A 21736-nucleotide genomic window follows, 5' to 3' on the forward strand; every position below is an offset into this window, starting at 1 on the left:
ATCGCCGTCTCAGCCCGCCTCGAGGAGCGTTCCCCAGGCCGTCGCCGGCCGGCGCGAGGCCGCCAGCCGCCGGAACTGCCTCGCGGTCAGCGCCCCCGCGAAGTAACATCCCTGCCCCGTACGACACCCGACCTCCCTCAGATACGCGAGCTGCCACTCCGTCTCGATCCCCTCCGCCACCACCTCCATCCCCAGCGCATTCCCCATCTCGACCACCGCCCTCACCAGCGGGCCCGACCTCGCATCAGCCCCCAGCCGCCCCACGAACGACTGGTCCAGCTTCAACGCATCCACCGGCAGCTTTTGCAAATAGCTCAGCGACGAATAGCCCGTCCCGAAATCATCGATCGCCAGCCGCACCCCCAGCCGCTTCAGTGCCTGCAACGCCTCCATCGCTGCTTGCGCATCGCCCATCAACACACTCTCCGTCAGCTCCAACTGGAGCGCATCCGCTGGCATCCCCGTCTCCTCCAGCACCCTCCGCACCTGCCCCACGAGATCATGTTGGCGAAACTCCACGGCAGAGATGTTCACGCTCACCGTCAGCGGCAGCCCGTTCCGCAGCTCCAGCAGCCGAACCCCTTCCCGACACGCCTGCTCCAGCACCCAGCGCCCGATCCGGACGATTTCGCCCGTCTCCTCCGCGATGTCGATAAACGTCGCCGGCGAGAGCACCCCCCGGTGAGGGTGATTCCAGCGCAGCAGCGCCTCCATCCCCACCAGCGCCCCGCTCTCCAGGTCCACCACCGGCTGGTACCGCAACAACAGCTCGTCCCGCTCGATAGCCCGGCGAAGCGCATTGTCCAAATCGAACCGCTCCGCCGGGTGCGCATCCAGCTCCGGCGCGTACACCACGAACCGCGCCCGTCCCTCCGCCTTCGCCCGGTACAGCGCCACATCCGCCTTCCTGAGGAGCTCCGTCGTCGGCTCCCCGTTCCCATTGACCGCAATGCCGATGCTCGCCGTCACGAACATCTCCCGCCCCGCCACCGAGAACGGCCGCCGGAGCGCGCGGAGCAACCGACCGGCCACCTCCACCGCCTCCGAACCAGCCCGCTCGCCCGTGATCAGCACCGTGAACTCGTCGCCCCCGAGGCGCGCCACCAAATGCCCCTCCGCCGAACCCAGCAGCCGCTTGGCGAACACCGAAAGCAACTGGTCGCCTACCCCGTGCCCCAACGTGTCGTTCAAATACTTGAAACGGTCGACATCCAGGAAGAGAATCGCCAGCCGCCCCGGCCGCCGCTCCTCCACCAGCGCCCGCGCGAACGTCGCCAAGAACATCGCCCGGTTCGGAAGCTCCGTCAGCGGATCGTGGAACGCCCGGTACACCAGCGCATCGGTCGATGCCTGAAGCGCCGCAATCGACCGACTCAAGTCGTTCTCCAGCTCGTCCATCTCCCGGACCAAGCTCCCCGGCGCCCGAGACTCGAAATCGCCCCCTCGCGCCTCCTTGAGCAGCGCCCGGAAAACCCCGAGCGGCCCGCGCACCAGCCGGTCGGCCACCAGCGCCGCGCCGAGGCCCGCAGCACCTGCGACCCCCGCCTCCACCCCACACTCCAGCCAGCCCCCACCGAATGCCAACACCCGAACAGTCGGCCCCGCCATCGCCGCAAGCCCGAACAGCCCCGCCCAGAGCGCGCAGAGCGGCAAACGTCCCCGGAGCGTTGGAGGAAGCGCCATCCTCAGCCCCCGCCCCTGGTGCCGCCATTGCCGGCCCCACTCTGCCCCAAACCGACAGTCACCATATCAGCAATAACGGCAGCACCTGGCCGTTCCCCTAGGGTTCCCGATTCGCCACCTCCCGCCGAACCCCCAGGGCCAACCGGGCCGCCCCCGCCTGCGCCGCCCGAATCCCCGTTACCGTCCCGAAGGCCTCAGGCCGTCACCGCATCGGGAAAGAAAGCCCGCATCACCTCGTCGCTCAGCGCCACATTCTGGATGCGAGCCCGCTGGAGCGTCTCCCAGTAATACCGATACGTCGCCCGGTCGTGCAGATTCCCCTCGTGCTGGATCGGGCCCCAGTCCGCCGCATACGCCTTCAAGAGAATCGCCTGCGCCTCCTCCACCTCATCGTGCGAGGGCGCCATCGCCCGCGTAATCGGCTCGATCTGCGCCGGATAGATGCTCCACATCCGCAGAAAACCGAACTCCATCCGCGCCCGTCGCGCATCGTTGTAGATGAACTCCGTGTCCCGCAGCTCCAGCGTCACGTTGTGCGCCGGCACCACACCGTTCGCCAGCGCCGCCGCCACCATCTCCGCCTTCGCCCGCCGCAACAACGCATGGTCGAACTGGTGCGGCGACCGCATCGCATACGACGGGATCGCCCCGTGGTGCGCACTCACGAAGTCCATCAGCCCAAAGTCCAACACCTGCACATTCGGCAGCGTCGCAATCTCCCACACCTCCCGCAGCGCACCATGCGTCTCGATCAGCGCGTGGATCGGAATCTCCCGACCGATACCCGACCGCGCCGCGCAGTTCCGAATATAGTCGATCATCTCCGCCAGCTCGCGCGCGCGGACCGTCTTCGGAATCGTGATATACGCCAGCCGCTCGCCCGCGCCCGGCACGATGATGTCGACATCCGCCTTCCAGTGCTCGTGCGTGTAATCGTGGATGCGCACGCCCGCCATGTTGTGCACGTTCAACGGGCTGTTCTGCATCCGCACCACCATCTCCGCGTGCTCCCGCTCCCGCCCCGTCGGCGCGCCGTCCTCACAGTCCATCGTGATGTCGAATACCCCGCCCATCCGATTCTGCAACTCCAGCGCCTTCGCGATGCGCTCCTCCGTCCCCGCGAAATGCTCACAGGTCGGGATGATCGGGAAGGGCTTCTCCCCCTCGAAGAGGACTTCGTTCGGGTGACGTGGCATCGGCTAGTCCGTTCGTTCGGTAGATTTTCGGCAGGGCCGCGCCGGCAGAGTCGGGCGACCGAGCACTCCCCCAAGTATGCCCGTGCCTGCCCCCTCGGTGAAGCGCGCCCGCCCGCAAACCCCCTCGTAAAACGGCCGAAAAAATAAGCCCAAAGCTAACGAAGTCCGGCTATACTACATATGCACCGTGTTTATCTTCGATCTCGAGCTCGTCAACTTCCGCAACTACGTCCGCGCCCATATCCGCCTCGATCGCGGCCTCAACCTCTTCGTTGGCGATAACGCCCAAGGCAAGAGCAACCTCCTCGAAGCCATCTACCTCCTCTCCACCCTCCGCTCCAGCCGCGCAAGCCAAGAATCCGACCTCGTCCGGCGCGACATCCTCGAGTCCGATTTCCCCGTCGCCCGCCTCGCCTGCCAAGTCGAGCGCTCGGCCGGCAACCTCGCCCTCGAAGTCGCCATCGTCGGGCGCACGATCGATCCCGCCCACCGCGCCGGCAAGCGCGTCCGCGTCAACGGCATCTCCCGCAAAGCCTCCGATGCCGTCGGCCAACTCGCCGCCGTCCTCTTCACCACCCTCGACATCGAAATCGTCGCCGGCCCCCCGCTCATGCGCCGGCGCTACCTCGACATGATGATCTCCCAGGTCGACCGCGGCTACCTCCGCGCCATGCAAAAGTACGCCCGCGTCCTCCAACAACGAAACTCCCTCCTCAAGCGCATCCAGTCCCGCGAAGCCTCCATCCACGAGCTCCCCTTCTGGGACCAGGAGCTCGCCCACGCCGGCGGGACCATCTACTGGGCCCGCGCCGACGCCCTCGGCCACCTCGCCCTCCAGGCCCAAGAACAGATGGAACGCCTCAGCGACGGGCTCGAATCCCTCACCCTCGTCTATCGCCCCTCCATCGGCGGGCTCGACCAGTACGACGCCCCGATCGACGACGCCGAGTGGACCAGCCGCATGCTCAAAGCCCTCGCCGCCATCCGCCAGCGCGAAATCGCCGCCGGCGCCACCCTTGTCGGCCCCCACCGCGACGACATCGAAATTCTCATCGATGGTATCCCCGCCGATGCCTTCGCCTCCCGCGCCCAACAGCGCACCGCCGCCCTCGCCATGCGCCTCGCCGAAGCCAGCTACCTCCGGCGCGCCCTCGGCGACGACCCCGTCGTCCTCCTCGACGACGTCCTCAGCGAGCTCGACGCCCGGCGCCGCCGCGCCCTGCTCGAATACATCGACACCTTCCAACAGACCCTCGTCACCACTGCCGACCCCGACCGCCTACGCGACATCTACACCCGCGCAGCCGGCCGCTTCGTCGTCAACGCCGGCACCATCACCCGCTTCGAAGGCGAGTAGCCGCTCCCGGCCCGTTCCCTCCCGACAGCAGATGAGGCGGCCCCAGCTGGGGCCGCCTCATCACCCTACCCGTGAAACGGTCCGGGCTAGCGCACTCGTCGCGCCGCCAGCGCCAGGCCCGCAGCGCCGAGCACCAACGCCGCCCCAGTCGCGAGCAGCGGCCATTCCACCCCGCTCCCCGTCGTCACCGCCGAATCGCCCGTCCGCGGCGCTGCCGGCGCCGGCGCCGGCGCATCCACCAGCGGCACCACCCGCAGGCTGCCGTTCCCAGCCAGGCCGACCGCCACCGCGGTATACACCGTCCGCGCCTGCAACTGCAGGTTCGGCACCGTCAAGACCGTCGCGCCCGTCGCGTTCACCTTCACATCCAGGCTGTACGTGCCCGCAGGCACCGGAACGTACGGGCTCACGTTCCGGAAGGCTACGCCCGTGAACACATTCGTATTCGTACCGGCCACCGCCACATTCACCGGCGGCGCATCCGGCGAAGCATGGATCAAACGCACATGCGCGTTGTTCCCGCTCGGCGTCCGATTGTCATCCTCGAAGATCGTCAGCGCGAGCGACCCGTTCCCCACGAGCCCCGTCGCCAACACCGTCACATCCTTCCCCGCCACCACCTCCAGCGTCGCCTGGAGCGCGGGCGTACCCGTCCCGTCCGACGGCGAAACGAACACCTTTACATTGTGCCCGCCCGCCGGCAGCGCCACATACCCCGTATTGTTCGGGAACGCCAGCGCCGTGACAGCCTTCTGACCATCGACAAAAATGTCCACTGGCGGCGTGTCCGGGCTAGCGTGCATGATGCGCACGCGGCCCGTCGCCTGAGCCTCAGCGCCCCGCGGCGCCATCACCACCCCCGCAGCCAGCGCTGCCAACAGCGCCATGGCCACGAGGAGCTTCGTCCGGGACATGATCGCCCGTACCATCGTCATTCGAGCATCCTCCGATGTGGTGTGCCTGCGGCTGCCGGCCGGTCAACCGCGTACACCCCATGTACGCAGCCTCGACATGACTTCGATCACCAACGTCCAAATGTCGTCCAAGGTGCAAGCGTGACCAGCCACTTCGAACGCTTCCGCGCCGGCGACACCTCCGCCTTCGATGCCCTCGTCGCCGAATACACCGGCCCCGCCTTCGCTGCCGCCGTCCAAGTCCTCCGCGACCCCGCACTCGCCGAAGAGGCCGTCCAAGAAGCCTTCGTCCGCATCTGGCGACGCGGCCTCCAGTACGACCCCACCCGCGGCAACGAGCGCTCCTGGATCCTCGCCATCGCCCGCAACGCCGCCATCGACCTCCTCCGTAAGCGCGCACGCCTCCACGAGCGATCGATCGACAATGCTCCCTCCGTATATGCCATGCAGGACCCCGACGATACCTGGCAGGCCGTCCTCGCCAGCCTCACCGGGGAGCGCATCCGAAACGCCCTCGGAGCACTACCTGCAGAACAACAGGACGTGATCGTGCGCGCCTACTACCAGGGGCAGCGCCCCGCCGACATCGCCCGCGAAACCGGGCTCCCCGAGGGCACCATCCGCAGCCGCCTGCGGCTCGCCCTCACCCGGCTCCGCCAAACCCTCTCACCCATGCGCGAGGCCCTCGAACCATGAACCGAGACCAGGCCCTCGACCTCCTCCCCGATTACGCCCTCGGCCTCCTCGACCCCGACGAGGCCGCCGAAATCGAACGGCTGCTCGCCGCCGATGCCGCCCTGCGCGCCGAGCTCCAGCCCCTCCTCCAAGCCGCCCAGGCCCTCGCCCTCGGCTACGAAGATACCCCACTCCCCGACGGCGCCGCCCAGCGCATCGCCCAAGGAGTCCGCTCACGCATCCAGCCCGCCACACCCATCCCCCTGCACCCCCGAGCACCACTCGCCCCCTGGCGCCTCGTCGCCCTCGCATCCGCCGCCGCCGTCCTCGTCCTCGCCATCGGCCTTGCCGCCGCCGTCATCGCCTACCTCGATGCCCGCCAAGAAGCCAACGACCTCCGCGCCCAGCTCTCCAGCCGAGCCATCGAACTCCCCCTCAGCGGCGACGGCGCGCGCGGCGCCGTCTACGTCTCCTCCGACTTCTCCTTCGCCGTCCTCCGCATCGTCGGCCTCCCCGAAGCACCACAAGGCCACCACTACCAAATCTGGAGCGAAGGCCCCTACGGCGCCCGCAGCGCCGCCGATTTCGAAGGCAGCAGCTCCGGCGAACTCATCCTCCGCCTGCCCCAACTCCCGCGCGACATGACCCGCATGTTCGTCACCCTCGAGCCCGACGGCGCCACCGGCGACCGCCCCCAGGGCCCCGAAATCATGTCCTCTCCCCGCTGACACGCTGGCACCATCCACCCGGGCCCGTCATCATGGGTCAACCATGAACACCGATGCTTTCTTCCTCCCCGAAGGCGAAGCCTTCGTTCCCCAGCCCATCTGCTGCGGCCCCTGGGACCCGAACTCCCTCCACGGCCGCGTCGTCGCCGGCCTCCTCGCAGCCGAAGTCGAGCGGCGCCACGCCGAGCCCCACCTCCGCGTCGCCCGCATGACCGTCGACCTCTGGCGGCTCCCCGACTTCACCCCCATCACCATCGAGACCGCCATCCGCCGCGAAGGATCCCGCATCCGCGTCATCGACGCCGAAGCCCTCGCCGCCGGCCAATCGATCGGCCGCGCCAGCATCGTCCTCCTGCGCCAAAGCGAACGGCCACCAGGAAACGTTTGGGCGCCCCCCACCTGGGACTTTCCCCAACCTCACGACCTCCCGCCCGACCCACGGCCCCCCATCGCCAACGAAGGCTGGCAGCCCATGTGGGAGAGCCGCTCCCAGGGGCGCACCTTCGGCGCCGTTGCCCAAAAGCGCACCTGGATGCGCGAAGTCCGTCCCCTCATCGCCGGCCGCGCACTCACCCCCTTCCAGCGCGTCGCCATCGCCGCCGACTTCGCCAGCCCCCTCGCCAACTCCGGAAGCGCCGGCCTCGCCTACATCAACGTCGATATCACCCTCTACCTCCACCGCTACCCCGCCGGCGAATGGATCGGCTTCGAATCCACCGACCACGGAGCCAGCGACGGCATCGCCATCGGCCAGTGCCGCCTCTACGATGAACAGGGCCCCATCGGCGCCGCCCTCGTCGCCGCGCTCGCCCAGCGACGCCGCACCTGAAGCCCCAACTGCCGGGCTCGCCCCATCACACCCCAGCGTAGCTGTGGAGACCGCTAATCCAGAGGTTCACCCCAAAATAGGTGAACATCACCAAGGCCCACATCACCACCAGCCACCACATCGGGTCCGGCCGCCAGCCACGCCGCAGCCGGGCCGGAACCAACCGCCGGATCCCCGGCGCCCCCGCCACCGATCCGCTCCCCGCCCGCGCATGGAAATAGGCCGCCAGGCTCAGCCACGTCACCAGCGCGCTCGTCTCCTTCGGGTCCCACCCCCAGTAGCGCCCCCACGCACTGTTCGCCCACCACGCCCCCAGCGCAATCCCCAGGCCCAGCAGCGGGAACCCCACCATCACCGCCCGGTGGGCCAGATCCCCCGCCGAATCCGCCGATGGCAGCGACGCGAACCGGCGCCTCCCCTCGCCCCCCTGCACCAAGTACACCACCGCCCCGCAGAACGCCACCGTCAGCACCGCATACGAAAGCATCATCACCGAAACGTGCAACGTCAGCAGCGGCCCATTCTGCAGCGCCGGAATGAGCGGCACGATCTCCTTCGGAAAACTCGCGGCGATGCCCAACATCGCCACCACGATCGGAAGCGCCAGCGCCCCGTACCGCCGATTCCCGTACACCCGCTCGAACACCAAGTACGCCGCGCAAATCGCGAACGCGAACGCCGTCGTGAACTCGTACAGATTCGAAAGCGGCGCGTACCCACGTGCCGCCCAGCGGGCCACGAACCACCCCGCCAGGAACAGCGTCGTCAGCGCAGTGAACACCGTCGCCAGCCGCCCGATACCCGCGTTCGGCCCCCCACCCGAGAGGCTCACGCTCACCGTCCCCGCGCTCGTCTGGGCCGCCACACGCCGTCCCGCCAACGATGCGCTGGCCAAGTACGCCCAGTACAGCAACGTCGCAATCGGCGCCGTCACCACCGCCGTCCAATAGAGATAGAGCGCAAGTCCTGCCACGAATCGTTCCCTACCTCACGAATGGTACCGAGTTTCGCCGTGCCGGTCAGGCGACGCGAACAGCCCCTTTACCCACCCTCCAGCCGCTCCAGGGCGGCCATCAACGCCTCCGCGCATGCCCCCTCGTACGAAGCCGCCCGGCGGAGCGCCATCGCCGCCGCCCGACGAAGGCCCGGCACCTGCACATTCCCATGGCCGCCGCTCGGAAAAGGAAAAAGCGTAATCAACGGCGAAAGCGCCTTCACCTCCTCCTCCAGCGCCCGCGCCGCCAGCCCCAGCTCCGCCGCCGCCTCGGGCAGCGCCGCCTCCAGGTCCCGCAAGAAGGCCGCGCCATCCGTGCGCGCCGCAGCCAGCACCGCCAGCGTGTAGGCATTCCCCGCCCGGTCCACCTCCACCGAGCCCTCCAACGCCTCCGCCCACGCGACCAGGCCCGCCGTCCCGCGCGGCTGCCCATCCCCTCCGCCCTCCGCCCCGGCCAGCAAATTCAACGCCGTGCCGAGCGCCTCCACCACCACCCTCGGAGCCACCTCCACCGCCTCCACGGGCGCCCAGAGTTCCACCTCGCCCAGCGGCGCCCAGGCCTCCCACGCCACGAACGGCCCCACCTCCTCCGTAAGAATGTCCTGCACGAAGAACCCGCCCCGCCACCGGTCGTACCCGTCGATAATCCCGAACTCGTGCAAGTGGAGATCCCAGCCAATCAGCGGCACCCCAGCATCCAGCCGCTCCACCGCCCAGGCCACCGCCGCCTCCTTCGTCTCCCCACTCGCCACCGCAGCGAAACGCTCGAACCGCAGCCCCGTCCGCGCATAGCGGCTCACCATCGCCCCACGGTCGAAGCTCGCCGGCCCGCTCGGCAGCGCCACCACCCCCGCCTTCGAGCCCAAGCAGAAGTGAAACGCGTGGCCCGTCAGCCCCATCACCGCATGACGCGGCAAATCGATGCCCGCGTGCCGGAGCACCCCCTCCAGCGCCCCCGCAGCGCTCGACCAGTTCGGAGCCAGCTCCACCCCTCCAATGCGACCCATCCCCTCCAGTCTACCCCGCCGGCGGCCCGCCCCCAGTCAGCCGCCCCCTTTTGCCTTCCGCAGCGGTCCGTACAATGCGGCTTCACCCGCGTGGAGGGCGAACATGTCCGACTACCAAATCACGACGCTCCCCAACGGCCTCCGCATCATCACGGCCCACATGCCCGCCACCCAGGCCGTCTCCGTCAACCTCTTCGTCGGCGTCGGCTCCCGCTCCGAGCCCCGCCACCTCAACGGCATCACCCACTTCCTCGAGCACATGGTCTTCAAAGGCACCGAAAAGCGTCCCACCGCCATCCACATCGCCCAGGAAATCGAAGGCGCCGGCGGCACCCTCAACGCCTACACCAACAAAGAATTCACCTGCTACTGGAACATCGTCCCCTTCGACCGCTTCCCCGTCGCCATCGATGTCGCCGCCGACATGCTCCTCCACTCCAAGCTCGAAGAAGAAGAAATCCAGCGGGAATGCCCCGTCGTCCAACAAGAACTCAAGCGCAACCACGACAACCCCGCCGCCTGGGCAGCCAGGCTCATCGGCCAGGCCGTCTATGGCCCCCAACCCGCCGGTTGGGACGTCGGCGGAACGGTCGAACTCGTCGCTACCTGGAAACGGGAAGACTTCATCGGCCACATCCGCGAGTGGTACAAACCAGGCAACATCGTCCTCTCCGTCGCCGGCAACGTCACCCACGAACGCGTCCTCGAATTCGCCATCCCCCTCCTCGGCTGCATGGAGCCAGGCCCCATCCCACCCGTCCAGCCCTACGACCCCACCATCACCGGCCCCCGTGTCGTCGCCGAATCCCGCCCCATCGACCAATGCACCCTCTACCTCGGGCTCCCCATCTTCGGCCGCGACGACCCCGACCGCTACATCCGCCGCATCCTCAACGACGTCCTCGGCGCAGGCATGTCATCCCGCCTCTTCCTCGAAGTCCGCGAGCGCCGCGGCCTCGCCTACTCCGTCTCCTCCGGCTACGGCTACCTCGCCGACGCCGGCGTCTTCACCATCTCCGCCGGCGTCAACCGCGACCGCCTCCGCGAAACCATCCAAGTCTGCCTCGCCGAAGCCGACCGCCTCGTCGCAGAGCCCGTCCCACCCGACGAACTCCGCAAAGCCAAAGACCACAACATCGGCCGCTTCCGCCTCTCCCTCGAGACCGCCTACGCCATCGGCCAGCGCAACGGCGAGCTCCTCCTCACCAAAGGCCGCGTCGAAACCATCGACGAAGTCGTCGCCGCCATCGAAGCCGTCACCGCAGACGACATCCAGCGCGTCGCCGCCCGCATCTTCGACCGCGCCAAGCTCCACGCCGCCGTCGTCGGGCCCGACCTCGACGAAGCCGAGATCGAAGCCGCCCTCGGCTAACCGCTACCAAATCTCCGGCGACCACGGCTCGGGCGTCCAACGGAACAAACGCCCCAGCCGTCGCACCGTCCCCTCGTCCGCCTCGATCCGCCCCGCCCGCCAGAGCGCCAACGCGCTCGCCTGCCCGAAGTACAGCGCCCCCAGCTCCTCCGCTCCGAGCGTCACCTCCGCCGACTCCGTCGTCGGGCGGCAGCGCGCACCCTCGGGGCCGCCCTCGATCACGAAACGCCCCGCCGCATAGCCCCCAAAATCATCGCATACCTCCAACACCAGCCCCCCCTCCGCCGCGAACCTTCGCCCCTCCAGCGCCCCCGCCACATCCATCACCCGGCACCAGAGCGCATCCACCGGGCGCCGCTCCAGCCGACGCGCGTCATCCAGCAACCAAAGGAGCGCATCGTCCAACGGCCGCATCGATGCCCTCACCCGCTGCACCAAGTCCACCCCGAAGACGAACTCCCAGAGCGCCGCCTCCGCGCCACCGTCCACCCCCGCCAGCTCCACCACCTCCACCTCCCCAGCCGGGAGCCCCGCTGCTTCCCCACGCCGGACCCGATAGCGCACATAGCCGATCGTCGTTCCGCCCTCCACCAAGCTCACGAAAAACGATCGGCTCCAGTCCGGCCCCACCCGTTCCTCCGCCGGCAACGCATGCTCCTCCCACCAGGCCGCCGACCGTGAATGCAGCCCCGCCCGCTGTCCCCGTACCGCCTCCCAGACCGCCGGCCACGCCCCGAGCGCCTCCTCCCTGCTCACCAGACGCGGGCGCCCGCGCGCCCCCGGGTGGCTCCGCAACCGCGCATGCACCCGATCGATCGCCACGCTCACCCACTGTTCCGTCGCCAACCCATAGCCGAAGCGACCATAGATCGGCGCCTCCGATGCCCAGAGCGCCGCGATCGCCTCGCCCCGCTCGCGGATCCGCCGGAGCTGCTCCGTCATCAGCGCCGTCAACACCCCCCGGCGCCGGTGCGTCGGAAGCACCCCCACCCACGTCACCCCCGCACACGGGAGCGAACCGCCCGGCACCGACATCTCGAACGTGAACACCCCAGCCGAACCCACACAAAGCCCGTCCTCCCACGCCGAGAGCTGCCGCTCTCGCTCCGCGATGCGCGCCGCCCGCTCCCGGCGACCCGGTTCCGCCTGATGACCGAAAGCCGTGGCATTCACCCCAAGGAACGCCTCGAACTCCTCCTCCGCCGGCGTTCGAACCTCGAAACCCATTGTGGCCTCCTTCGCGAACCCCCACTGTACCCCTCCCCCCAGACGCAGTCACCGCCCGTCAGAGCCCATCCGGAACCTCGGACACCACCCCGAACGTCTTCCACCCCACCATGTCCCGATTCCCGCGCGCCGCTCGCTGGCTCGCCATGCTCACCCTCCCCGCCCTCACCCTGGCAGGAGCCCAGGCCCAACCCGCCCGCCACGGGCCCCCTTCCCCCACCGCCTCCCCACCCACCGCACCCACCCCGGCCACACCCCCGCCCGAAATCCTCCACCTCGCCCTCCAAGCCCAGCCAACCGACGCTCCACCCACCATCCTCGCTGCCAGCCCCGCCACCTGGCCCAGCACCTGCCTCGGGCTCGCCCCACCCGGCGCCGTCTGCGCCCAGGCCCTCACCCACGGATGGATTCTCACCCTCGGCGCCCCCCACGATATCCCCACCACCATCCACGTCGGCGGCGGCATCGCCATCGTCTCCCCGGGCCCCTAGCGAGCGGGCAGGTACAATGGGGCCGTGGACGGCTTTACCCTCTCCCCGATCGAACCGCCCCTCCGTTCCCCCATCGTCATCCTCGCCTTCACCGGTTGGAGCGACACCGGCACCGTCACCACCGATGCCGCCAACCACATCGTCGATGTCCTCGGTGGACAACAGTTCCTCCAGGTCGACCCCGAAGACTACTACGTCTTCACCGACACCCGCCCCACCGTCTCCATCGACGAAACCGGCATCCGACGCCTGCATTGGCCCGAAAACGCCGCCTTCGCCGTCCGTACCGAGAACGGCGACCACGACCTCGTCGTCATCCGCGGCATCGAACCGAACCTCCGCTGGCGTACCTTCGCTAGCCGCCTCGCCGAAGCCATCGTCCCCCTCCGGCCCTTCCTCGTCTGCACCCTCGTCGCGCGCCCCGCCGCCACGCCCCACACCCGCCCCATTCCCGTCACCGGCTCCAGCGCCGACCCACGCCTCGCCGCCCGCTACGGCCTCGGCCGCTCCCTCTACCAAGGCCCGACCGGCATCGTCGGCGTCATCCACGACGTCCTCCGCCGCCAAGGCCTCGACCTCGTCAGCCTCGCCGCCGGCGTCCCCCACTACCTCAGCATCGACGAAAACCCCCCAGCCACCCTCGCCCTCCTCCGCGCCCTCCAGCCGATCCTCGGCTTCCCCATCCCCGAGGGCGACCTCGAACAGCGCGCGCACGCCTTCGTCGAACGCGTCAACGACGCCTCCAGCGGCGACGACCAAGTCGGCACCTACGTCCGCACCCTCGAAGCCCAGTACGAAGACGACCTCGACGACGAAGGCACCAGCGACGAACAACCAGGCCGCAGCGAGCTCCCCTCCGCCGACGACATCCTCAAAGACGTCGAAGACTTCCTCCGCGGCAGCGGCGACCGCTAGCGGCCTGCTCGCCCACACCCACTACGGGAAATCGCTCCCCGGAATACTCTCCGGGTCGCGCACCAGCTCGTCCCATCGCCGGCGAATCACATCCAGCGGCGCCGGCGGCGGCGTCCAAGGCAGCCCGCGAACGATAACCCCCCGATTCGGAGCGTGCTCCACCAACCCCTCGCTCTCCAGCCGCCGAAACGCCTCCCGAACCGGCGTCTGGCTCACCCCCCAGCGCGCAGCGACCTCCTCCTGCCGAAGGTGCTCCCCCTCCCGGATGTGCCCAGAAAGGATTGCCGCCTGCAGCGCCTCGTACACCAGCTCCGCCTTCGTCTTCCGTGGGTTCCGCGTCGCCATACACCCAAGCATACCCCATCGCCGCCACCGTACCCCCCAACCCCGGCCGCCAGCCTGCCATCAGGGAATCACCCGCCCAACCTCAGCACCCTCCCACCGCCCCTCAGGGTCTTCCCCCAATCCCGACCGCTACCCCGCCCCCCTACCCTGGAAGCACCCACGCCTCGGGGCATCGCCATGATCAAACTCACCCGCATCGATGGCACCGAGTTCTACCTCAACCCCGACCTCTTCGAGGTCCTCGAAGCCTCCCACGATACCCACATCACCCTCACCAACGGCCACCGCTACGTCTGCCAGGAATCGCCCGACACCATCATCGAGCGCATCGCTGAGTTCCGCCGGAAGAGCATCGGCGCCATCCGAAGGAGCGCCTGATGGACCTCGCGACGGTCATCGGCCTCGCTGTCGCCGTCATCGGCATCATCGGCGGCAACATCCTCGAAGGCGGCGACCCGATGAAGCTCATCAACCTCCCAGGCTTCTTCATCGTCGTCCTCGGCTCCTTCGGCGCCGTCATGATCTCCCAGCCCCTCTCCGTCATCGTCGGCCTTCCCAAATTCATCCTCAAAGCCTTCTTCGGCAGCTCCAGCCACGACTCCGCCGAGACCGTCGAACTCTTCGTCCAGATGGCCGACAAAGCCCGCCGCGAAGGCCTCCTCGCCCTCGAAGCCGACGTCGAAAAAATCCACGACCCGTTCACCCGCAAGGGCGTCCAGCTCATGATCGACGGCACCGACCCCGAACTCCTCCGCGAAATCATGGAGATCGAGCGGGAATCCATGAAACACCGCCACGAAGGCAACTTCGCCGCCCTCGAATTCATGGGCGGCATCGCGCCCACCATCGGCGTCCTCGGCGCCGTCATGGGCCTCATGGGCGTCATGTCCCACCTCGACGAGCCCGACCACATCGGCCCCGGCATCGCCACCGCCTTCGTCGCCACCTTCTACGGCGTCTTCACCGCCAACGTCCTCTGGCTCCCCCTCGCGAACAAACTCAAGAACAACTCCAAACACGAGCTCCACGCCCTCGACGTCGTCATCGAAGGCCTCATGTCCATCCAAGCCGGCGACAACCCACGCATCGTGCGCGAAAAACTCGAAGGCTTCCTCCAGCCCTCCGCCCGCGGCAAAAAGGCCGACCACGCCGAGGCCCGCAAGGAGGCCGCATGAGCCGCAAAGCCCCCGAAGCCGAAAAACCCGAAAACCACGAACGATGGATCGTCTCCTACGCCGACATGGTGACGCTCCTCTTCGCCCTCTTCGTCGTCCTCTACGCCACCAGCGACGCCAACCCTCAAAAACTCCAGTCCGTCCGCGTCTCCATCGAACAGGCCTTCTCCATCGGCGTCCTCCAAGGCTCCAACGGCTCGTCGGCCGTCCTCAACCAGGGCGGCGGCCTCACCCCCAGCCTCAACGACATCCGCTCCAACACCTTCGAAGGCCTCAACCAAACCCTCTCCCAATTCGCCGCCGCGAACGGCCTCGAGGGCAAAATCCAGCTCCGCTCCGATGCCACCTCCATCACCATCTCCCTCGCCGATAACCTCCTCTTCGACCCTGGCAGCGCCGAGCTCCGCCCCGGCAGCGTCGACGTCCTCCTCCAAGTCGCCGATGCCCTCCGCGGCCTCCCCAACCAGCTCCGCATCGAAGGCCACACCGACAACATCCCCCCCAACACCCCCGAATACCCCACCAACTGGGAGCTCTCCACCGCCCGCGCCACCCGCGTCCTCCGCGTCCTCGTCGAACAGGGCGGCCTCCAGCCCGCAAAACTCTACGCCGCTGGCTACGCCGATACCCGGCCCCTCGCAGCCAACGATACCCCCGAAGGCCGCGCCCTCAACCGCCGCGCCGATATCGTCATCCTCTACCCCACCCTCCAAGACCTCCAAAAAGCGCTCGCAGGCAACAAAAAGGACTAGGCCATGTTCAAAGACAAAAAAATCCTCGCCGGCGGTGCCGTCCTCTTCGTCGCAGCCTTCTGGTTCTACATCAAGCCCAACTACATGGACCCCAAACCACCGCCCGTCTACACCCAAGAACAGATCGACGCCGCCCCCCGCCCCACCGTCTTCATCGGCAAAGCCTCCGGCGGCCATAGCAAAACCAACGCCCCCGACGGCATCGTCCTCAACCTCGCGCCCTCGGGCACAACCCAGCGCTACGTCAAACTCGTCATGGCCCTCGAATTCGGCCCACAAACCCCTCCGTGGGTCGGCCTCACCACCGACCAGCTCGCCGCCAAGAACGCCGAGTTCGCCCACCACCTCGAACCCGAAATGCACAAAATCCTCGACGCCATCGCCAACGTCATCGGCTCCCACACCGCCGAAGAAGTCTCCACCGTCGAAGGCAAAGAAAAACTCAAAGCCGAACTCATCGAAGCCATCAACCACCACCTCCACGGCGACAAAGTCGAACACATCTACTTCGAAACCTTCATCGTCCAATAAGCCAGCAGGAGCACCCCCATGGCCGACCCAGTCGACGTCCTCGCCCAGCTGCTCTCGCACCAGCAAGCCGCCACCCTCCAAACAGTCGGCCAGCGCGCATGGGAGACCACCGCCCGCGCCCTCCAAACCATCCAGGGCGCCCCGCCCACCGTCACCCTCGGCGAAGCCCGCCTCGTCATGGCCGAAGAGATCGCCAGCGCATTCGGCGACCCCCACCTCGCCGTTCCCATCGAACTCACCACCGACAACGACCAGGCCGCCACCGCCTACCTCGTCCTCCCGACCGCAGCAGCCGCCGCCTACCTCCAGACCGAGGCCGACAACCCCGAAGACCAAGAACAGCAAACCCTCGTCGTCGCCTCCACCTTCCTCGGCCAGATCGTCCAGGCACTCAACCAGAACGTCTTCACCGCCTCCTCCAACGGCCTCATCCTCTCCTTCGACGACATCACCGCCAACACCATGGGCCAAACCCTCGCCGCCCTCGAGGACGCCTGCCTCTACCTCACCGCCACCATCGCAATCGCCCGCGAACTCCCCCTCACCCTCGTCCTCCCCGGCACCTTCCTCGACATCGTCGCCGGCGCCATGGCCAGCGCCTTCCAGGCGCCCACCGCCAGCTCCCCCCTCGAAACCGATACCCCCCTGATCACTCAGGAAGACCTCGAAGCTGCCGAACTCCTCGATGAAGGACTCAGCCGCCTCGAGGCCACCATGACAACTACCCCGAACGAACCCCAGACATCGCGCCCCACGGCATCCCACACCCCATCCCCAGCCAAACAACAGCCACCCATCACCGCCCAGCGCGCCCGATTCACCCCCCTGCCCGACCCCGGTTCCCGCGAGCACACCGCCGGCATCGAGCTCCTCGCTGGCCTCGAAATGAACGTCACCGTCGAACTCGGCCGCACCAAGCTCACCGTCGCCGAAGTCCTCGGCCTCGGCCCCGGCTCCGTCATCGAACTCGACCGCATCGCCGGCGAACCCGTCGACATCCTCGTCAACGACCGCCTCGTCGCCCGCGGCGAAGTCGTCGTCGTCGACGAAAACTTCGGCATCCGCGTCGTCGAAGTCATCCGGCGCGGCCAAGAAGTCGAAGAGCCCGAGCCCGTCGCATGAACGACCCAGCCGCCCGGCGGAGGCTCACCTGGCTCCTCGCCATCGGCGGCGCACTCCTCGTCGCCGTCCTCTTCATCTCCATCGCCGCACCCGCTCGCCACGATCCCCCCTTGCCCACCCTCGTCCCCCAGAACACCACCGAGCAGCCCGCAGCCGAGCCCCCCCAAAACGGCTTCTCCCTCGGCCCCGGCGACCTCGCCTCCCTCGGCTGGCGCCTCGGCCTCGTCGTCATCGTCATCGCCGGCTCCATCGTCGTCCTCCGGTGGTGGGCCCGTCGCATCGCCGCCCCACGCAGCACCACCGGATTCCTCCGCGTCGTCGATACCCTCCCCATCGGCAGCAACCGCACCATCCACCTCCTCGCCCTCGGCGAGCGCGTCATCGCCATCGGCGCCACCCAGCAGCAGATCACCATGCTCGAAACGCTCACCCCCGAAGAAGCCGCCCACATCCTCACCCTCGCCCGAGCCCAATCCGAACCGCTCCCCCTCGGCGAATTCGCCGCCCAGCTCATCGAATCCCTCCGCCGCCACGAGCGGCGACCCACCCCGCCCCCAGAGCCGGCCATCGGCATCCAGCCACGCGACTGAGCCTTCGCGTTTTCCCACCCCCCGGATCAGGGTTTCGCCCGCCCCCGCCGTGAGGATTCCCCCCGCACCCGGTGGGATTCTCCGGATACAGGCCGCCCCCACCAATCGATACGCTCGCCTCACCATCGATTCACGGGAGCCAACGTGGCCAACCGCCAAACCCATCGGCGCCGTCGGCGCATCCTCCTCCCTTCCGCCTCGCTCGGCCTCGCGCTCGTCCTCCTCACCAGCTGCGTCCAACAGACCACCACCGCCCAGCCCCCAGCCCCCCAAGACCCCGCCACCCTCGCCCAAAACCCGAACAACGTCACCGCAGCCATCCAACTCCTCGTCCTCATCACCGTCCTCTCCCTCGCCCCCGCCATCCTCGTGATGGTCACCTCCTTCACCCGCATCATCGTCGTCCTCTCCCTCGTCCGAAACGCCATCGGCATCCCCCAGCTACCACCCAATCAAGTCCTCATCGGCCTCTCCCTCTTCCTCACCGCCTTCGTCATGGCGCCCGCCATCAAAACCATCAACCAAGAGGCCGTCCAGCCGTACCTCGCCGGCACCATCAGCCAGCAAGAAGCGTTCGAGCGCGGCGAACGCCCCCTCCGCGAATTCATGCTCCGCCAGACTCGCGAACAGGACCTCGCCCTCTTCCTCGAACTCTCCGGCAGCCCCAAACCCACCTCACCCGACGACGTCCCCACCTACGTCCTCGTCCCCGCCTTCACCATCAGCGAACTCAAGACCGCCTTCCAGATGGGCTTCGTCATGTTCGTCCCCTTCCTCATCATCGACCTCGTCATCTCCTCCGCCCTCCTCAGCATGGGCATGATGATGCTCCCCCCCGTCATCGTCTCCCTCCCCTTCAAAATCCTCCTCTTCGTCCTCGTCGATGGCTGGTATCTCATCGTCGGCTCCCTCGTCGGGAGCTTCGCCTAGGAGGCACCCATGAACGAAGGCGTCATCCTCGCCCTTATGCGCGAAGCCCTCACCGTCGGGATGCTCATCGGCGCCCCCGTCCTCGGCACCACCCTCGTCGTCGGCATCGTCGTCTCCATCGTCCAGGCCGCCACCCAAGTCAACGAAGCCACCCTCACCTTCGTCCCCAAACTCATCGCCGTCTTCGTCGCCCTGCTCATCTTCGGCCCGTGGATGATGGCCACCCTCCTCGATTTCTCCGCCGGCATCCTCGCCAACATGGCCACCTACGGGCGCTGACCATGACCATCGACCTCTCCCCCGAGGCCACCTACACCTTCCTCCTCATCCTCATCCGCACCGCCTCCATGCTCGTCGCCTCGCCCCTCCTCTCCCACCGCGGCATCCCCGCCCAGGCCAAGATCGGCTTCGCCGTCTTCACCGCCCTCGTCCTCACCCCCATCACCCCACTCCCGAGCGGCCGAGCCCCCGAAACCCTCGGCCGCCTCGTCGATGACGTCCTCCGCGAAGCCCTCTTCGGCCTCGGCCTCGGCCTCTCCATGAACATCGTCCTCATCGGCCTCCAGATGGCATCCCGCATCATCGGCCTTCAAGTCGGCTTCGGCCTCGGCGCCGTCTTCGACCCCATCACCGGCACCGAATTCGGCGTCTTCGACCAGTTCTACTCCCTCCTCGTCACCCTCGTCTTCTTCGCCATCGACGGCCACCACCTCGTCGTCCAAGCCCTCGCCGAAACCCTCCAGGCCGTGCCCCCCGGCACCTTCGACCCCTTCGCCATCACCCCCTCCGGCATCACCGCCCTCGTCGCCGGCCTCACCGTCACCGCCCTTCGCATCGCCATGCCCATCATGGCCGCCCTCCTCCTCACCGATGTCGGCATGGGCATCGTTGCCCGCACCGTCCCACAGGTGCAGATCCTCATCGTCGGCGCCCCCATCAAGATCGGCATCGGCCTCCTCGTCCTCGGCGCCTCCCTCCCCGTCGCCATGCAGCTCATGAACGCCGTCTTCGGCGCCTCGCTCACCGGCTCCACCCGCGTCCTCCTCGGAGGTGCCAGCTAGATGGCCGGCGAGCGCACCGAAGCCCCGACCCCCAAGCGCCTCCGCGACGCCCGCCAAAAAGGCGAAGTCGCCCACAGCGACGAAGTCGTCTCCATCGGCGTCCTCCTCCTCGCCATCCTCTCCCTGCGCATGCTCGGCCCCCAACTCTGGGAGAACATGGCCGCCATCCTCGTCCAGGGCCTCGCCCAGCCCGTGCCCCAGCTCACCCCCGAGTCTGCCCAGCAACTCGGCCGCCAGACTGCCTGGCAGCTCGTCCGCGCCCTCCTCCCCCTCCTCGCCGTCGTCGCCCTCTCCGCCATCGCCCTCAACCTCGCCCAGACCGGCCCCCTCCTCGCCGGCCAACGCCTCAAGCCCCAGCTCTCCCGCATCAACCCCGCCGCCGGCCTCAAACGGATCTTCTCCTTCGAAGGCCTCTTCCGGCTCGCCAAATCCCTCCTCAAATTCATCATCGTCGCCCTCGTCGTCGGATTCACCCTCCGCAGCCAGCTCGCCGCCCTCGCCGAGCTCGCCGCCCTCAGCCCCGGCCACGCCACCGCCCGCCTCGCCGGCCTCGGCTTCGACATCGCCTTCCGCGCGGCCGCCGTCCTCTTCGTCCTCGCCCTCGCCGATTACGCCTGGCAGCGGCGCCAGCACCTCAAGCGGCTCCGCATGACCAAACACGAAGTCCAGCAAGAGCTCAAAGAAACCGACGGCGACCCCCACATCAAAGCCGCCATCCGGCGCCGGCGCCAGCAACTCCTCAACCGCATGATCGCCGCCGTCAAAACCGCCGACGTTGTCGTCACCAACCCCACCCATTACGCCGTCGCCCTCAAGTACGACGCCGTCTCCATGCCAGCCCCCATGGTCGTCGCCAAAGGGCAGGATTACCTCGCCCTCCGCATCCGCGACGTCGCCCGCGAAGCCGGCGTCCCCGTCCTCCAGGAACCACCGCTCGCCCGCGCCCTCCACGCCAGCGTCCAAGTCGGGCACTACATCCCCGCCAACCTCTTCCACGCCGTCGCCGAAGTCCTCGCCTGGGTCTACGCCCTGCGCAGCCGCGCCGGCCAACGCACCCCACCACCCGCCGGAGCCCCCCGATGACCGTCCAGGCCCAACCCCGCCCGGCCACCGCCGGCCTCGGCCGCCTCCTCGGCCAGACCGACATCCTCCTCGCAGCCGGCATCATCACCATCGTCGGGATGATGATCATCCCCCTCCCCGCCCCCCTGCTCGATGTCCTCCTCACCATCAACCTCGCCGTCTCCGTCGTCATCCTCCTCGTCGCCATCTACACCGAAGAGCCGCTCAAATTCTCCGTCTTCCCCTCCCTCCTCCTCATTACCACCCTCTACCGCCTCGCCCTCAACGTCTCCACCTCCCGCCTCATCCTCCTGCACGGCGATGCCGGCCAGGTCGTCCACTCCTTCGGCAGCTTCGTCGTCGGCGGCAACCTCGTCGTCGGACTCGTCGTCTTCCTCATCCTCGTCGTCATCCAATTCGTCGTCATCACCAACGGAGCCGGCCGCGTCGCCGAAGTCGCCGCCCGCTTCACCCTCGACGCCATGCCCGGCAAACAGATGGCCATCGATGCCGACCTCAACGCCGGGCTCATCAACGAAGAACAAGCCCGCGAGCGGCGCAAAGCCATCGGCCAAGAAGCCGACTTCTACGGCGCCATGGATGGCGCCTCCAAATTCGTCAAAGGCGATGCCATCGCAGGAATCGTCATCATCCTCGTCAACATCGTCGGCGGGCTTTCCATCGGCATCCTCCAGCAGGGCGTCGGCCCCGCCGAAGGCCTCGACCTCTACGCCAAGCTCACGTGAGCTTGGCGTAGAGGTCGAGGCCTTCGGCGGGGCC

The 21736-nt window shown here is 68.1% G+C and carries 24 protein-coding genes and 1 pseudogene; 18 read left to right on the top strand and 7 right to left on the bottom strand.

The features are described 5' to 3' along the window. Positions 1-9: 9 nt before the first annotated feature. Positions 10-1683, bottom strand: a complete 1674-nt coding sequence (locus tag VAE53_RS09430) for an EAL domain-containing protein (RefSeq protein ID WP_322819126.1) — start codon at positions 1681-1683, stop codon at positions 10-12. Between the two features lie 194 nt (positions 1684-1877). Beyond that, positions 1878-2879 (bottom strand): aldolase/citrate lyase family protein, encoded by a 1002-nt coding sequence (locus tag VAE53_RS09435; protein WP_322819127.1) that lies wholly within the window; start codon positions 2877-2879, stop codon positions 1878-1880. Between the two features lie 187 nt (positions 2880-3066). Here VAE53_RS09435 and recF point away from each other — a divergent pair, with 187 nt between their 5' ends. Beyond that, positions 3067-4236: a DNA replication/repair protein RecF gene (gene recF / locus VAE53_RS09440; RefSeq protein ID WP_322819128.1), complete on the top strand. Its 1170-nt coding sequence runs from the start codon at positions 3067-3069 to the stop codon at positions 4234-4236. A gap of 86 nt (positions 4237-4322) precedes the next feature. On the opposite strand, the gene VAE53_RS09445 is transcribed toward recF, so the two are convergent. Next, complete coding sequence (locus tag VAE53_RS09445) at positions 4323-5171, bottom strand: DUF4397 domain-containing protein (RefSeq protein WP_322819129.1); 849 nt, start codon at positions 5169-5171, stop codon at positions 4323-4325. A gap of 120 nt (positions 5172-5291) precedes the next feature. Here VAE53_RS09445 and VAE53_RS09450 point away from each other — a divergent pair, with 120 nt between their 5' ends. Genes VAE53_RS09450 through VAE53_RS09460 form a run of 3 tightly spaced genes read left to right on the top strand, consistent with a single transcriptional unit; the run spans position 5292 to position 7382 of the window. Continuing rightward, a complete protein-coding gene (locus tag VAE53_RS09450) occupies positions 5292-5846 on the top strand; it encodes an RNA polymerase sigma factor (protein WP_322819130.1) in 555 nt (184 codons plus the stop codon). Next, a complete protein-coding gene (locus VAE53_RS09455) occupies positions 5843-6553 on the top strand; it encodes an anti-sigma factor (protein WP_322819131.1) in 711 nt (236 codons plus the stop codon). The genes VAE53_RS09450 and VAE53_RS09455 overlap by 4 nt, the downstream gene beginning before the upstream one ends. 43 nt (positions 6554-6596) lie before the next feature. Further along, positions 6597-7382 (top strand): thioesterase family protein, encoded by a 786-nt coding sequence (locus VAE53_RS09460; protein WP_322819132.1) that lies wholly within the window; start codon positions 6597-6599, stop codon positions 7380-7382. A gap of 25 nt (positions 7383-7407) precedes the next feature. Here VAE53_RS09460 and ccsA read toward each other — a convergent pair whose 3' ends face one another. Both ccsA and VAE53_RS09470 read right to left on the bottom strand, forming a co-directional pair. Continuing rightward, on the bottom strand, positions 7408-8355 hold the full coding sequence (gene ccsA / locus VAE53_RS09465) for a cytochrome c biogenesis protein CcsA (RefSeq protein ID WP_322819133.1): 948 nt from the start codon (positions 8353-8355) through the stop codon (positions 7408-7410). Positions 8356-8423: 68 nt separating this feature from the next. Beyond that, positions 8424-9383, bottom strand: a complete 960-nt coding sequence (locus VAE53_RS09470; RefSeq protein WP_322819134.1) for a hypothetical protein — start codon at positions 9381-9383, stop codon at positions 8424-8426. 103 nt (positions 9384-9486) lie between these two features. Between VAE53_RS09470 and VAE53_RS09475 the strand changes: the two genes are divergently transcribed. Further along, on the top strand, positions 9487-10755 hold the full coding sequence (locus VAE53_RS09475; RefSeq protein WP_322819135.1) for a pitrilysin family protein: 1269 nt from the start codon (positions 9487-9489) through the stop codon (positions 10753-10755). Positions 10756-10758: 3 nt separating this feature from the next. On the opposite strand, the gene VAE53_RS09480 is transcribed toward VAE53_RS09475, so the two are convergent. Continuing rightward, positions 10759-11982: a GNAT family N-acetyltransferase gene (locus VAE53_RS09480; RefSeq protein WP_322819136.1), complete on the bottom strand. Its 1224-nt coding sequence runs from the start codon at positions 11980-11982 to the stop codon at positions 10759-10761. Between the two features lie 110 nt (positions 11983-12092). Here VAE53_RS09480 and VAE53_RS09485 point away from each other — a divergent pair, with 110 nt between their 5' ends. Together VAE53_RS09485 and VAE53_RS09490 are read left to right on the top strand one after the other, a co-directional pair. After that, positions 12093-12473 carry a hypothetical protein gene (locus VAE53_RS09485; protein WP_322819137.1) on the top strand — a complete coding sequence of 127 codons (381 nt, stop codon included), beginning with the start codon at positions 12093-12095 and terminating at the stop codon, positions 12471-12473. A gap of 24 nt (positions 12474-12497) precedes the next feature. After that, positions 12498-13388, top strand: a complete 891-nt coding sequence (locus tag VAE53_RS09490) for a PAC2 family protein (RefSeq protein WP_322819138.1) — start codon at positions 12498-12500, stop codon at positions 13386-13388. 21 nt (positions 13389-13409) lie between these two features. Here VAE53_RS09490 and VAE53_RS09495 read toward each other — a convergent pair whose 3' ends face one another. Further along, positions 13410-13733 carry a GntR family transcriptional regulator gene (locus VAE53_RS09495; protein ID WP_322819139.1) on the bottom strand — a complete coding sequence of 108 codons (324 nt, stop codon included), beginning with the start codon at positions 13731-13733 and terminating at the stop codon, positions 13410-13412. A 177-nt stretch (positions 13734-13910) separates the two neighbouring features. Here VAE53_RS09495 and VAE53_RS09500 point away from each other — a divergent pair, with 177 nt between their 5' ends. The 11 genes and pseudogenes from VAE53_RS09500 to VAE53_RS09550 form a co-directional block, all read left to right on the top strand. Beyond that, entirely contained in the window at positions 13911-14111 is a 201-nt protein-coding gene (locus VAE53_RS09500) for a flagellar FlbD family protein (protein WP_322819140.1), read from the top strand. Beyond that, on the top strand, positions 14111-14908 hold the full coding sequence (locus VAE53_RS09505) for a flagellar motor protein (protein ID WP_322819141.1): 798 nt from the start codon (positions 14111-14113) through the stop codon (positions 14906-14908). Before VAE53_RS09500 ends, VAE53_RS09505 begins: the two co-directional genes overlap by 1 nt. Continuing rightward, a complete protein-coding gene (locus VAE53_RS09510; RefSeq protein WP_322819142.1) occupies positions 14905-15660 on the top strand; it encodes a flagellar motor protein MotB in 756 nt (251 codons plus the stop codon). Before VAE53_RS09505 ends, VAE53_RS09510 begins: the two co-directional genes overlap by 4 nt. 3 nt (positions 15661-15663) lie before the next feature. After that, a complete protein-coding gene (locus tag VAE53_RS09515) occupies positions 15664-16191 on the top strand; it encodes a flagellar basal body-associated FliL family protein (RefSeq protein WP_322819143.1) in 528 nt (175 codons plus the stop codon). Between the two features lie 18 nt (positions 16192-16209). Further along, on the top strand, positions 16210-17313 hold the full coding sequence (gene fliN / locus VAE53_RS09520) for a flagellar motor switch protein FliN (RefSeq protein WP_322819144.1): 1104 nt from the start codon (positions 16210-16212) through the stop codon (positions 17311-17313). Beyond that, on the top strand, positions 17310-17903 hold the full coding sequence (locus VAE53_RS09525) for a flagellar biosynthetic protein FliO (RefSeq protein ID WP_322819145.1): 594 nt from the start codon (positions 17310-17312) through the stop codon (positions 17901-17903). The genes fliN and VAE53_RS09525 overlap by 4 nt, the downstream gene beginning before the upstream one ends. Before the next feature lie 144 nt (positions 17904-18047). Next, the gene (gene fliP, locus VAE53_RS09530) at positions 18048-18833 is read left to right on the top strand and encodes a flagellar type III secretion system pore protein FliP (protein WP_322819146.1); all 786 of its coding nucleotides are present in this window, start codon (positions 18048-18050) and stop codon (positions 18831-18833) included. A 9-nt stretch (positions 18834-18842) separates the two neighbouring features. Next, entirely contained in the window at positions 18843-19112 is a 270-nt protein-coding gene (gene fliQ, locus VAE53_RS09535; protein WP_322819147.1) for a flagellar biosynthesis protein FliQ, read from the top strand. Between the two features lie 2 nt (positions 19113-19114). Next, positions 19115-19894, top strand: a complete 780-nt coding sequence (gene fliR, locus VAE53_RS09540) for a flagellar biosynthetic protein FliR (RefSeq protein ID WP_322819148.1) — start codon at positions 19115-19117, stop codon at positions 19892-19894. Beyond that, positions 19895-20977, top strand: a complete 1083-nt coding sequence (gene flhB, locus VAE53_RS09545) for a flagellar biosynthesis protein FlhB (RefSeq protein WP_322819149.1) — start codon at positions 19895-19897, stop codon at positions 20975-20977. Next, positions 20974-21687: pseudogene (locus tag VAE53_RS09550) on the top strand (FHIPEP family type III secretion protein); the annotation flags it as partial. The gene flhB and the pseudogene VAE53_RS09550, both read left to right, overlap by 4 nt. Between the last annotated feature and the right edge of the window lie 49 nt (positions 21688-21736).

The organism is Tepidiforma sp., assembly GCF_034432735.1.
Taxonomy (GTDB): domain Bacteria; phylum Chloroflexota; class Dehalococcoidia; order Tepidiformales; family Tepidiformaceae; genus Tepidiforma.